Origin of the sequence: Phenylobacterium sp. J426, assembly GCF_024699945.1 — a bacterium.
Taxonomy (GTDB): Bacteria; Pseudomonadota; Alphaproteobacteria; order Caulobacterales; family Caulobacteraceae; genus Phenylobacterium.
In genome coordinates this window covers 1,757,331-1,770,348 of the sequence record NZ_JAJOMY010000001.1, presented here as the reverse complement: position 1 = coordinate 1,770,348, position 13,018 = coordinate 1,757,331, and the positions used below count along the sequence as shown (strand labels likewise).

The following is a 13,018-nucleotide window of genomic DNA, read 5'->3' as shown; positions in this document are numbered from 1 at the left end:
CGTGACGGACCTGGCCTGGATCAACGCGGCGATCACGGCGGCCCGGCCCCAGGCCGTCGGCGCCCTGCTGCGCTACTTCCGGGACCTCGACACCGCCGAGGAGGCGTTCCAGGACGCCTGCCTGCGGGCGATGAAGAACTGGCCGAAGAACGGCCCGCCCCGCGACGCGGCCGCCTGGCTGATCATGGTCGGCCGCAACGCCGCCCTCGACGGCGTGCGCCGCCGATCGAAGCAGACCGAGCTGCCGTCCGAAGAGGTCCTCTCCGACCTCGACGACGTCGAGGAGCGCGCCGCCGACCGGATCGACCACGCCGACTACCGCGACGACGTCCTGCGCCTGCTGTTCATCTGCTGCCACCCCGACCTGCCGCCGACGCAACAGATCGCACTCGCCCTGCGCATCGTCTCCGGCCTGTCGGTGAAGCAGATCGCCCGCGCCTTCCTCGTCACCGAGGCCGCCATGGAGCAGCGGATCACCCGTGCCAAGCGCCAGGTCGGCGCCGCCGGCGTCGCCTTCGGCACGCCCACGGCCGTCGAGCGCTCGGAGCGCGTCGCTGCAGTGCTGGCCATGCTCTACCTCGTGTTCAACGAAGGCTATTCGGCGGGCGACAACCCGGCGCGCAGTGAACTCTGCGGCGAGGCCATCCGCCTGGCCCGGCTGCTTCTGCGGCTGTACCAGGCCGAGCCCGAGGTCATGGGCCTGTTGGCGCTGATGCTGATCCAGCACGCCCGCTCGCCCGCCCGCGTCGACGCGGAGGGACAGATCGTTCTCCTGGAGGACCAGGACCGCAGCCTCTGGGACCGCAAGGCCATCGCCGAGGGGCTGGCGCTGATCGACAAGGCCATGCGCCACCGCCGCCCCGGGGCCTACCAGATCCAGGCCGCCATCGCCGCGCTGCACGTCCGCAGCGCTTCGGCCGCCGAAACCGACTGGGCCCAGATCGACCGGCTCTACGCGACGCTGGAGCGGCTGGCGCCGTCGCCCGTGGTGACCCTCAACCGCGCCGTCGCCGTCAGCAAGGTCGAAGGCCCAGCCGCCGCCCTCGAACTGGTGGAGCCGCTGGGCGACCGCCTGGCCGGCTATTTCCACTTCCACGGCCTGCGGGGCGCGCTGCTGCTGGAACTCGGGCGGAGCGCCGCAGCGCGCGAGGCCTTCGATCGCGCCATCTCGCTGGCCAACACCGCGGCCGAGGCGGCGCACATCCGCCAGCACCTCGACAGGCTGGCCGCCGAGCACGCGCCGCCGCAGAGCGAGCCCGGCGCCGCCTGAAAAGAAAGGCCTCGACGACTGTCGGGAGCCCGCGCGCCGGTTCGTCCTCGGGCCGGACGGACAAGGAGACCCGTAATGTCGGACACGCTGGACCACCAGGCCCCCGCAAAGGCCGAAACCAAGGGCGGCGTCGTCGCCTATCTGAACGTCGAAGGCGCGCTTAGGGCGGCCGAGTTCTACGTGAAGGCGTTCGGCGCCGAGATCGCGTCCCAGATGCCGCCCGATGACCAGGGTCGGACGATGCACGTCCATCTCTACGTCAACGGAAGCTCGGTGATGCTGTCGGACTTCTACCCCGAGCACGGGCACGCCTTCGAGAAACCGCAGGCGTTCAGCCTCACGCTCATCGTCGACGACATCGACGCCTGGCATCGGCGCGCGGTGGCCGCCGGCGCGACCACCACCACCGAGCCGCAGAAGATGTTCTGGGGCGACTACTACGGCGAGGTCGTCGATCCGTTCGGCGTTCGCTGGGCCATGAACCAGGCCGGCGACTAGACGCCACGCGGCGGCGGTCCTCCCCCCGCCGCCGCACCTCTTGGCCAGACGCCGGCGAACCTTGGCGGCTGCGACGGTTAATCCATTCGACTTCCTGAGATTCCCCGTCGGATACTCGCAGGTGATTCGGATGGGACCCATGCGGCGGCTGACGCTAGCGCTCCTCTGCGCGACCTATCTCTGCCTCGCGCTGATCGTCGCGCTCACGCTGTGGCGCAACGGCGGCGGCTGGGGCGCCGGCCTGGCGGCGCTCATCGGCGGGCTGGGGCTGTGCTTCGCCTTCCACGGCCTGATCGCGCGCGCCTTCGAGGCCGGCGCCATCAAGGGCGAGATCGACGCCGTCCGCCAGGCGCAGATGATCCTGATCGACCAGGTGGAGCGGCTGGACGCGCGGATCTCCCAGATGGCAGAGGCGGTCGAGACCGACCATTCCCGATCCGAGGAGCTGTCCGACGAAGTCCAGTTGCTGGAGGGCCTCGTCCAGAAGATGCAGCAGCGCATGGAGGAAGGCGCCGCACAGCCGCTGGCCTTCCCAGCGCGGGCCGGCGCTGAGCCGCGCCGCACCTCCAACCTCTTCGAGACCGTCCGTGAGGCGCTGGCCGAGAACCGCGTCGACCTCTACCTCCAGCCAATCGTTGGCCTGCCCCAGCGCAAGACGGTCTTCTACGAGAGCTTCTCGCGGCTGCGCGATCCGAGCGGCCGGGTGATCATGCCCGCCGAGTACCTGACGGTGGCCGAGCCTGCGGGCCTTGTCACCGCCATCGACAACCTGCTGCTGTTCCGTTGCGTGCAGATCGTACGCCGCCTCGCCAAGCAGGACCGCCGCATCGGCATCTTCTGCAACGTCTCGATGGCCAGTCTCGCCGACGAGAGCTTCTTCCCGCAGTTCCTGGAGCTGCTCTCGGCCAATCGCGACCTCGCCGGCGCCCTGATCTTCGAGATCGGCCAGACCGCGTTCGACGCCCGCGGCTCGATTGAGGCCCGCAACATGGGCAAGCTGGCCGAACTGGGCTTCCGCTTCAGCCTCGACAAGGTGGTCGACCTCGACCTCGACCTGCAGGATCTCGCCCGCGCCGACGTCAAGTTCGTGAAGGTGGGCGCCCAGGGCCTGCTCGATGAGCTGGTCGAGATCGACGGGCGTCTCGTGCTGAAGTCCCTCCCCGATCTCGCAGCGGAGGACTTCGCGCAGCTGACCCGCCGCTATGGCATCGAGCTGATCGCGGAGAAGGTCGAGGCCGAGCGCCAGGTGGTCGACATCCTCGAACTCGAGATCGGCTACGGCCAGGGCCATTTGTTCGGCGAACCGCGCGCCATCAAGGACCAGGTTCTCGCCGAGGCCGGTCCGCCGCCCCGCGTGCTGGCGCCGACGCCGCTTCGCCGCGCCGCCTTCGGCTAGCCTTCGTCATTGACGCGCTCGGGCGGCGTCGATACCGCCCGAGGCATGAGCTCCCCGACGCTGGCCAAGGGCCTTTCGGCGATCGCCGACCGCTACGACGTCGTGCTGTGCGACGTGTGGGGCGTGATCCACAATGGCCGCGAGAGCTTCGCCGAGGCGCGGGACGCGCTTGCGCGGTTCAAAGCTGAGCGCGGCCCGGTCGTCCTGATCACCAATGCGCCGCGTCCCCATCCGCCGATCATCGAACAGCTGGCGGTGCTGGGCGTGGACGCCGAGTGCTTCAGCCAGGTGGTGACGTCGGGCGACGCCACCCGCACGCTGCTGGCCGAACGCGCCCCGGGTCCGTTCTGGAAGATCGGCCCGGACCGGGACTGGCCGCTCTACGCCGGCCTCGACGTCGAGCTTGTCCCGCTGGAGCAGGCCCGCTTCATCTCCTGCACCGGTCCGTTCGACGACGAGAACGAGACGCCGGACGACTACCGCGACCGTTTCCGGGACGCCGTCGGCCGGGGGCTGCCGATGATCTGCGCCAATCCGGACATCGTGGTCCAGCGCGGCGACAGCCTGATCTATTGCGGCGGGGCCCTGGCGGAGCTCTACGAGGCCCTGGGCGGTCAGGTGCTGATGGCCGGCAAGCCGCACCCGGCCATCTACGAACTGGCGCTCCAGACCGCGTCCTCCGAACTCGGCCGGCCGGTCGAACGGAGCCGCGTGCTCTGCATTGGTGACGGGCTGCCGACCGACATCCGCGGCGCCAACGCCCAGGCGCTGGACGTGCTGTTCGTCGCCAATGGCATCCACGGCAAGGAGACCGTCCGCGACGGCGTGCTCGACCTCGCGATCGTCGAGCACCTGCTGGGCGTCGAGGGGCTGACCGCGACCTGGGCCATGCCCGACCTCGTCTGGTAAGACATCGGCGACACGGGCGGAGGGACCAGTTTGCAGGGCCTGTTTTTCGAAGATCTGAGCATCGGCCGCGCGGCCGAGATGACCCGCACCGTGGGCGAGGCCGATATCGTCGCGTTCGCCGAGGTTTCGGGCGACGAGAACCCCGTGCATCTCGACGCCGAGTACGCCAAGAGCACGAGCTTCGGCGAGCGGATCGCGCACGGCATGCTGTCGGGCGCCTACATCTCGGCCGTTCTCGGAACCAAGCTCCCGGGCCCCGGCGCGATCTACCTGTCGCAGGCCCTGACATTCCGCCGGCCGGTTCGGATCGGAGACGCCGTCACGGCCCGCGTGACCGTCAAGGCGCTCGATGAGCGCCGCGGCCGCGTCACCCTGGAGACCGTCTGCGAAGTCGGCGGCCGCGCCGTCGTCGACGGCGAAGCCGTCGTCATCGCGCCTCGCAAGCCGGCATGAAGCGCATCCGCGTCATTCGGGGCTGGAAGAACCTGCCTGCGGAAGACCGCGGCGCGGCGGTGGCCATGGGCAGTTTCGATGGCGTCCACCGGGGCCACCAGCAGGTGATCGCCCTCGCCGCGAGCGCCGCGGGCGAGCTGAAGGCCCCGTTGGGCGTCATCACCTTCGACCCGCATCCGCGCGTCTACTTCCGACCCGACGAGCCGGCCTTCCGCCTGATGAAGACCGACCAGCAGGCGCGCGCCCTGGAAGCGCTCGGCGTCGACGTGCTCTACGTCCTGCCGATGGACGCCGAGGTGGCCGGCATGACCGACCGCGAATTCGCCCGGACCGTGCTCCACGAGGGCCTGGGAGCCCGGCACGTGGCGGTCGGTTTCGACAACTCGTTCGGCAAGGGCCGGACCGGCAGTCCCGCCACCATGAAGGTCTACGGCCAGGAACTGGGCTTCGGCGTCTCGGTCGCCGAGCCGGTCGGCGAACATGGCGACAAGTTCTCGTCCACGGCTGTTCGCGACGCGCTGCGCAACGGCCGCCCCGACGATGCGACCCAGATTCTCGGCCGCCCCTTCGCCATCGAGGGGCCGGTGCAGCGCGGCCGCCAACTCGGCCGGAAGCTGGGCTTTCCGACGGCCAACATCGACCTCGGGGATTATGTGACGCCGCGCTTCGGCGTCTATGCCACCCGCACCCGCCTGCCCGACGGCCGCGAAGTCCCAGGCGTCGCCAACATCGGCGTGAACCCCACGGTGGAGGGCGTCACCCGTCCGCTACTGGAGGTGTGGCTCTTCGACTTCGACGAGGACCTCTACGACCAGGTCATCGAGACCGACCTCGTCCGTTTCCTCCGGCCCGAGGAGAAGTTCCCGAGCCTGGAAGCCATGACCCAGCAGGTCATGGCCGACGCGCAGGCCGCCCGCGCGCTGCTGATGCCGGAGTTCGGCTAGCTTAACTTGCGCCGCCGGTCCGCGGGCCAGCATCAGCGCGGGTGTGTTCATGACATCTCGGTCTTGGCGGCGCGCACTTGCGATCGTCGCCGTTGTGGTGGCCTGGGTCTGGGGCTCGGCCGCCCTCGCGGAGGGCGACATCCGGCGCGGCGCCGCGGCGGGCGGACGCCGCCTACGCCGCTGAGGGCCGCTACTATCCGGTGGACGCTCGCAAGTTCCTGGTGATGTCGGTCACGACCGCCGGCCTCTACCTCCTCTTCTGGTTCTGGAAGAACTGGCGCTGGGCAAGGATCCACGGAAAGGAGGATGTCTCGCCCTTCTGGCGGACCGTCTTCAGCGCGTGCGGGTTCGGTCTGCTGTTGCTGACCCTCATCGCTGTCGGGAGCCTCGGCGCGTAGCGCGCTTGGGTTCGGCCGCGTCCTCTGTTAGAGCCTCGCCCCATGACTTCGGGTCGGACGAGCTTGCGAATTAACCGCCCGGCGTGACGCCGCCGGACGAGCTCCAGCGCGCGCCGGGTTCACCGCACATCACCGACACCCTGCTGGATTGAGTTATGGCCGACGACGCCGAAAAGCCCCCTGTCGACACCAAGGATGGGCGCGACTACCGCGAGACCGTCTTCCTTCCCGACACCCCGTTCCCGATGCGCGCGGGCCTGCCGCAGAAGGAGCCGCAGATCCTCGCCCGCTGGGCCGAGCTCGACCTGTACAAGGCCATGCGCGCCGAGCGTCAGCGGGCCGGCGCGCCGCTGTTCGTGCTGCACGACGGGCCGCCCTACGCCAACGGCGCGATCCACATCGGCCACGCCCTGCAGAAGACGCTGAAGGACTTCGTGGTCCGCTCGCGATTCCTGCTGGGCTACGATGTCGACTTCGTGCCGGGCTGGGACTGCCACGGCCTGCCGATCGAGTGGAAGATCGAGGAGGAACTGCGCAGCCAGGGCCGCCGCAAGGACGAGGTCTCCAAGGCCGAGTTCCGCACCCGCTGCCGGGAGTACGCCGCTCACTGGATCGACGTCCAGCGCGAGGGCTTCAAGCGCCTCGGCGTGATCGGCGACTGGGAAAACCGCTACGCCACGATGGACTACGGATCGGAAGCCGCCATCGTCGCCGAGTTCCACAAGTTCGTGGCCTCCGGCCAGCTCTACCGCGGCTCCAAGCCGGTGATGTGGAGCCCGGTGGAGCGCACCGCGCTCGCCGACGCCGAGGTCGAGTACCACGACCACGTGAGCCCGACGATCTGGGTGAAGTTCCCGGTCACCGAAGGCAGCGACGCCACGCGGGGCGCCAGCGTGGTCATCTGGACCACCACGCCCTGGACCATCCCGGCCAACCGGGCGATCAGCTACAATCCCGACATCGCCTATTCGGTCTATGAGGTCGAGGCGATGGAGCAGGGCCTCGAGTTCGAGCCCTGGGCCCGGCCGGGCGACCGCCTGATCGTCGCCGACAAGCTTGCGGCCGACGTCATGGCCGCGGCCAAGGTCGCCAAGCACCGACGCGTCGAGGCCGTCGACTGCCAGGGCATGGAGTGCGAGCACCCGCTGGCCAACCTCGACAGCCACTACCGGTTCGCCGTGCCGCTGCTGGCCGGCGACCACGTCACTGACGACGCGGGCACGGGCTTCGTCCACACCGCGCCCGGGCACGGCGCTGACGACTACTTGGTCTGGCTGGCCCACGGGCATCGCGAGATCCCCGACACCGTCGATCCGGACGGCGCCTACTATCCGCATGTCGCGCTGTTCGGCGGCCTGAAGGTCCTGGAGACCGATGGCAAGAAGGCGGGCAAGTTCGGCCCGGCCAACGGCGCGGTCATGGAGAAGCTGATCGAGGCCGGCCGCCTCCTGGCCCGCGGCCGGCTGGAGCACAGCTATCCTCACTCCTGGCGCTCCAAGGCGCCGGTGATCTTCCGCAACACGCCGCAGTGGTTCATCCGGATGGACGAGCCGGTGGACACCAAGGAACTCGGCGGCCGCACCCTGCGCGAGGCGGCGCTGGAGGCCATCGAGGCCACCACCTTCTATCCGGCCGGTGGGAAGAACCGCATCCGCTCGATGGTCGAGAGCCGGCCCGACTGGCTGATCAGCCGCCAGCGCGCCTGGGGAGCGCCGCTCGCCATGTTCGTGGACAAGGAAACCGGTCAGCCGCTGCACGACCCCGAGGTCGACAAGCGCATCGTCGACGCCATCCGCGCCGAGGGCGCCGACGCCTGGTTCAACCGCCCGGTGACGGACTTCCTGGGTTCGCACGATCCCGACCGCTACGAGAAGGTCGAGGACATCCTCGACGTCTGGTTCGACTCGGGCTCGACCCACGCCTTCACGCTGGAGAACCGCGCCCACACCCGCTGGCCGGCCGACCTCTACCTGGAAGGTTCGGACCAGCACCGCGGCTGGTTCCAGTCCAGCCTGCTCGAGAGCTCCGGAACCCGAGGCCGCGCGCCCTACGACGCCATCCTCACCCATGGCTTCACCATGGACGAGAACGGCGAGAAGATGTCGAAGTCCAAGGGCAACGTCGTCGACCCGGAACAGGTCATCAAGGATAACGGAGCCGAGATCATCCGGCTCTGGGCAGCGATGATCGACTATTCGGACGACAGCCGCATCGGGAAGACGGTGCTGCAGACCACGTCCGACGCCTACCGCAAGCTGCGCAACACGGTCCGCTACATGCTGGGCGCGCTCTCCGACTACACGGCCGACGAGGCGGTGGAACTGGAGCAGATGCCGCCGTTGGAGCGCTACGTCCTGCACCGCCTGTGGGAGCTCGACGCCCAGGTCCGGGACGCCTACGCGCGGTACGCCTTCCAGGACGTCATCCGGCCCGTGCTGGAGTTCTGCCAGGACGACCTGTCGGCCCTGTTCTTCGACATCCGCAAGGACAGCCTCTACTGCGACCGCCCTGACGACCTCGGCCGCCGCGCCGCGCGCACGGTGATGGACGCGGTGTTCGAGCGGCTCACCGCCTGGCTCAGCCCGCTGATCCCCTTCACCACCGAAGAGGCCTGGACCACGCGCTATCCGGACGCCCACTCCAACTGCCTGCGGGTGATCCCCACCACGCCGGCCGACTGGCGCAACGACGCCGAGGCGGAGCGCTGGGCCAAGGTGAAGGCCGTGATCGCCCACGTCACCGGCGAACTGGAGGTGAAGCGGCGCGAGAAGGCCATCGGCTCGGCGCTCGACGCCGAGGTCGGCGTAAGTCTGGCCGACGCCGCCGACCTCGCCGCCTTCGAGGGCCTGGACCCGGCCGAGGTGTTCCGCACCAGCGCCGCCGCGGTCGCTTTGGCGGGCGACATGTCCGCCGCCGTCCACGTCCTTGACCACGCCAAGTGCGAGCGCTGCTGGCGCCGCCTGCCGGAGGTCGGCCCGCCGAAATTCCTGTGCGAACGCTGCGACAACGCCGTCGAGGCCTGGGATGCGAAGCGCGCGAACGGGGCGCACGGAAAGGCCTCCGCATGAGCCGCATCACCCGTCACGGCTGGGCCGCCTACGGCTTGGCCCTCGTGCTGATCGTCCTCGACCAGATCACCAAGCTCTGGGCGCTCACCCTGCCCGAACAGGTGCCGCACGAGGTGGTCTGGCCGCTGCAGATCACCCGCATCTGGAACAACGGCGTCAGCTTCGGCCTCTTCCAGGCCGGCAACGACATTGTCCGCTGGGGCTTCGTCGTGTTCTCGGTTGCGGTGGCCGTCCTGCTGGCGCTGTGGGCGCGCCGCGCCGGGCGCTGGCTGCCGGCCGTGGGTCTTAGCCTGGTCATGGCCGGCGCGATCGGCAACGCCATCGACCGCGCCCGCTTCGGGGCCGTGGTCGACTTCATCGACGTCAGCCGCATCGGCGTCTTCCCCTGGATCTTCAACATCGCCGACAGCGGCATCACCATCGGGGTCGTCCTGCTGCTGCTCGACAGCCTGCGCAAGGAACAGCCGGCGCAGGAAGGGCCCGGGGCCGCGTCTGCGTGACGCCGTTGGCGGACCGGTCCGTTTGGTTTATTCCCTTCCGTTCGTGGCCGGGGGCGGCCCAAGGAGCTTGTTCAAGTTCATGAGCGTCAACCGTGTGATCCTCGCTGTCGCCGCGCTTTCGGCGGTCGGCCTGGCGGGGTGCCAGTCGACCCAGAAAGCGCTGGGCATGTCGAAGGTGACCCCTGACGAGTTCCGCGTCGTCACCAAGGCGCCGCTGGTGGTGCCGCCCGACTACGCCCTCCGCCCGCCCGCGCCCGGCGAGCCGCGCCCGCAGGAGCTGCAGCCCGAAAGCGCCGCCCGCAACGCCCTGCTGGGTCAGCGCGAGGCCGAGCTGCGGTCCGACGGCGAGAAGCTGCTGGTGGCCCGCGCCGGCGCCGAGCGCGCCGATCCCCTGATCCGCTACGTGGTCGACGACGAGTTCGGCGACGTGGCCCACAAGGAGAAGGGCTTCGCCGACAAGGTGATGTTCTGGAAGAAGGACGCGCCGACCCAGGTCGCCGCCGGTCCCGCGATCGCCGAGAACATCGACCCCACCGCCGAGGCCGAGCGCATCGCCAAGCTGACCGGCAACAAGCCGATCATCATCCAGCGCGAAGGCTCCAGCCGCATCAAGCTGCCAGGCCTCTAAGGGCGATCACGACGCCTGCTGATCCCCCGCCGGCGTCTTCACCTCGAACCCTTGGCTGCGCAGGCGGTCCAGCACGCCCCCCTGCGCCAGCAGGGGCGCAGCGGCACGAGCACGATCGCATGGCCGGGCTTTCGCAGCTGGGCGACGATCGCCGCGGCGGTGTCGGCCTTCATCCGCTCGTCGAACGCTCGTCCGCCGGGGACCATGGCCAGGCAGCGCTCGTAGGTCCGCTCGTTCTCCAACGCGCCGGGCACGTTCCCGGCGGCCCAGGCCCGCGCCGCCTGCAGCGTCACGCCAGGCCCGGCCTCGGCCTGGGCCAGCACCTCGTCGAAACAGATCCGGCCCACCTGCGACGAGGTGCGGAGGATCGCTCCCAGAAGCGGACCGATGTCGTAGGTCTTCTCCACCACCGGAACGCCCCTCTGCCGCGCCAGCAGCTCGACCAGCTTGGCGGGGTCGGTCGTCGTCAGGTTCGATCGCTCGCGATAGTCTGAGGCGAGCTGAACGCCGGCCGCCAGCGGGTTCGACGTCGGGTAGTGCTTGGCCGGATAGCCCAGCCGCTCGCGCACCGCGACGAAGCGGCGCTGCGTCGTCGAATCCAGCCGGTCCTCGAAAGGGCCGCCCGAACGCAGCCGCAGCAGGTTCAGCCCCGAGCCCAGGACGCCCACGCCCTTGGCGCGGATGTTGGTGAACGGCAGGACCACCGCGTTTGCACCCGCCAACCGGTTCTCGAAGATCGCCCGGTCCCACTCCATCCGCTTGGGCGCGAGTGAAGGCACGCCCAGCACATAGACGACGGTGTCGCCGTCCGAGACGCGCCACCAGGCGGGGCCGGGCAGGCGAGCCACCACCACGAGCTCTTCCACCAGGGCGGCGTCCGGGTCGACGGGCGCCGGCGGAACCTGGGCCCTTGCGGGCAGGACGAGCGCCGCGGAGACGGCGGCCAGGCAGGCGAGACGATTGAGCGCGCGCCGGGTGTTCGACATGGGGGACCTCTGGAATCGTACTATGTAGGACGGTCCCGGCGAAATCCTGACATGCCCATCCGCAGACTCCCGCCCGAACTGATCAACCGCATCGCCGCCGGCGAGGTGGTGGAGCGCCCTGCCAGCGCTGTGAAGGAACTGGTCGAAAACGCGCTGGACGCCGGCGCCCTCGCGGATCGAGGTTCAGGCGGACGGCGGCGGGCTGACCCGCATCCTCGTCGCCGATGACGGCTCGGGCCTGGCCCCCGACGAGCTGCCGGTGGCCGTCGAACGGCACGCCACGTCCAAGCTCAATCCCGGCGAGGACGGCGAGTACGACCTGCTGCGCATCGCCACCATGGGATTCCGCGGCGAGGCCCTGCCCTCGATCGGCTCGGTGTCACGCCTGTCGATCGCCAGTCGCGCCCGCGGCGCCGCAGACGCCTACGCCATCTTCGTGGAGGGCGGCGCGGTGGGCGCGGTCTCGCCCGCGGCCTTCCCCGGCCCCCCACGGCGCGCGGGTCGAGGTCCGGGACCTGTTCTACGCCACGCCAGCGCGTCTGAAGTTCATGAAGTCCGAGCGTGCCGAGGCGCTCGCCATCACCGAGGAGCTGAAGCGTCAGGCGATGGCGCATCACGCCGTGAGCTTCGCCCTCGATCTCGACGGCCGCCGCACCCTGCGCCTGCCCGCCGAGAGCGACGACGTGGAGGGTCGCCTCGCCCGACTGGGCGCGGTCATGGGCCGGGAATTCTCCGACAACGCCCTGCTGATCGACCACGAGCGCGAGGGCGTGCGGCTCTCCGGCTACGCGGGGCTGCCGACCTATAACCGCGGCAACGCGGCCCACCAGTACCTGTTCGTCAACGGCCGGCCCGTGCGCGACCGGCTCCTGCAGGGGGCCTTGCGCGGCGCGTACGCCGACTTCCTGGCGCGAGACCGGCATCCGGCCTGCGCCCTCTATGTCGAGCTCGACGCCGGCCTCGTCGACGTCAACGTGCACCCCGCCAAGGCCGAGGTGCGCTTCCGCGATCCGGGACTGGTCCGCGGCCTGATCGTCGGCGGGCTGCGCCATGCTCTGGCCGCCGCCGGCCACCGCGCGTCGACGACCGTTTCGATGGCGGCTCTCGGGGGCTTCCGTCCCCAGGCCCTGCCGCAGCCGTCCGCGGCCGGCTTCTCGGCGTGGCGCGAGGGCGGCTGGACGCCGGCCCCGTCTGGGGCGTTCCAGGGCGGGTCGCTCGCCGCGGCCGTGCAGTCCATCCCGGGCCTGAACGAGCTCTCCGCCCGGGCCGAACCCGCCGCCGGCGCGCCGGAGGGGTTGGCCGATCCGGCTCAGCCGGCGCCCGCCTTCGATCCCGTCGACCATCCCCTGGGCGCGGCGCGGGCCCAGGTGCACGAGACCTACATCGTCGCCCAGACCCGCGACGGCGTGGTCATCGTCGATCAGCACGCCGCCCACGAGCGTCTCGTCTACGAGCAGATGAAGCGCCAGATGGCCGAGGGCGGCGTCGCCCGCCAGGCGCTGCTGCTGCCGGAGGTCGTCGAGCTGGACCCGGCCGAGGCTGAGCGCGTCATCGCCCGTGCGGAGGAGCTCGAGGCCCTGGGCCTGGTCGTCGAAGCCTTCGGCCCGGGCGCCGTCCTCGTGCGAGAGGTGCCGGCCCTGCTCGGCGAAACCGACGCCGCCGGGCTCGTTCGCGACATCGCCGACGACCTCGCGGAGAACGGCCAGGCGCTGGCGTTGAAGGAGAGGCTCGAGGAGGTCTGTGGGACCATGGCCTGCCACGGCTCCGTGCGTGCGGGCCGGCGGCTGAGCGCCCCGGAGATGAACGCCCTGCTCCGCCAGATGGAGGCGACCCCCCACTCGGGTCAGTGCAACCACGGCCGGCCGACCTATGTGGAGCTCAAGCTAGCCGACATCGAGCGCCTCTTCGGCCGCCGCTGAACGCTCCGCCGCGCGCCGCAACCTGCGGCGGCAGTCGTAGGTTCTACGA

Annotated in this window: 11 protein-coding genes and 1 pseudogene; 11 read left to right on the top strand and 1 reads right to left on the bottom strand. The window is 70.3% G+C overall.

The window, feature by feature from the left end; translation table 11 throughout:
• Window position 1 precedes the first annotated feature (1 nt).
• The 10 genes from LRS10_RS09235 (at window position 2) to LRS10_RS09190 (ending at window position 10,064) form a co-directional block, all read left to right on the top strand.
• Complete coding sequence (locus LRS10_RS09235; protein ID WP_257836988.1) at window positions 2-1,270, top strand: RNA polymerase sigma factor; 1,269 nt, start codon at window positions 2-4, stop codon at window positions 1,268-1,270.
• 75 nt (window positions 1,271-1,345) lie between these two features.
• Window positions 1,346-1,768 carry a glyoxalase/bleomycin resistance/extradiol dioxygenase family protein gene (locus LRS10_RS09230; protein WP_257836987.1) on the top strand — a complete coding sequence of 141 codons (423 nt, stop codon included), beginning with the start codon at window positions 1,346-1,348 and terminating at the stop codon, window positions 1,766-1,768.
• Between the two features lie 139 nt (window positions 1,769-1,907).
• Window positions 1,908-3,164: an EAL domain-containing protein gene (locus tag LRS10_RS09225; RefSeq protein WP_257836986.1), complete on the top strand. Its 1,257-nt coding sequence runs from the start codon at window positions 1,908-1,910 to the stop codon at window positions 3,162-3,164.
• A 45-nt stretch (window positions 3,165-3,209) separates the two neighbouring features.
• Window positions 3,210-4,073, top strand: a complete 864-nt coding sequence (locus LRS10_RS09220; RefSeq protein WP_257836985.1) for a TIGR01459 family HAD-type hydrolase — start codon at window positions 3,210-3,212, stop codon at window positions 4,071-4,073.
• 30 nt (window positions 4,074-4,103) lie between these two features.
• Window positions 4,104-4,526 carry a MaoC family dehydratase gene (locus LRS10_RS09215; protein ID WP_308237945.1) on the top strand — a complete coding sequence of 141 codons (423 nt, stop codon included), beginning with the start codon at window positions 4,104-4,106 and terminating at the stop codon, window positions 4,524-4,526.
• The gene (locus tag LRS10_RS09210; protein WP_257836984.1) at window positions 4,523-5,470 is read left to right on the top strand and encodes a bifunctional riboflavin kinase/FAD synthetase; all 948 of its coding nucleotides are present in this window, start codon (window positions 4,523-4,525) and stop codon (window positions 5,468-5,470) included. The genes LRS10_RS09215 and LRS10_RS09210 overlap by 4 nt, the downstream gene beginning before the upstream one ends.
• Before the next feature lie 200 nt (window positions 5,471-5,670).
• Window positions 5,671-5,868: a hypothetical protein gene (locus tag LRS10_RS09205; protein WP_257836983.1), complete on the top strand. Its 198-nt coding sequence runs from the start codon at window positions 5,671-5,673 to the stop codon at window positions 5,866-5,868.
• A 155-nt stretch (window positions 5,869-6,023) separates the two neighbouring features.
• A complete protein-coding gene (gene ileS, locus LRS10_RS09200; protein WP_257836982.1) occupies window positions 6,024-8,936 on the top strand; it encodes an isoleucine--tRNA ligase in 2,913 nt (970 codons plus the stop codon).
• Window positions 8,933-9,436: a signal peptidase II gene (lspA, locus tag LRS10_RS09195; protein WP_257836981.1), complete on the top strand. Its 504-nt coding sequence runs from the start codon at window positions 8,933-8,935 to the stop codon at window positions 9,434-9,436. Before ileS ends, lspA begins: the two co-directional genes overlap by 4 nt.
• Before the next feature lie 79 nt (window positions 9,437-9,515).
• Window positions 9,516-10,064, top strand: coding sequence for a DUF3035 domain-containing protein (locus tag LRS10_RS09190; protein WP_257836980.1), 549 nt, complete (start codon window positions 9,516-9,518; stop codon window positions 10,062-10,064).
• A gap of 38 nt (window positions 10,065-10,102) precedes the next feature.
• Here the strand turns inward: LRS10_RS09190 and LRS10_RS09185 are convergent, their stop codons facing one another.
• Window positions 10,103-11,050, bottom strand: coding sequence for a TraB/GumN family protein (locus LRS10_RS09185; RefSeq protein WP_257836979.1), 948 nt, complete (start codon window positions 11,048-11,050; stop codon window positions 10,103-10,105).
• A 51-nt stretch (window positions 11,051-11,101) separates the two neighbouring features.
• Here LRS10_RS09185 and mutL point away from each other — a divergent pair.
• Window positions 11,102-12,969 (top strand): annotated as a pseudogene (gene mutL / locus LRS10_RS09180) (DNA mismatch repair endonuclease MutL).
• The last annotated feature ends 49 nt before the right edge of the window (window positions 12,970-13,018 follow it).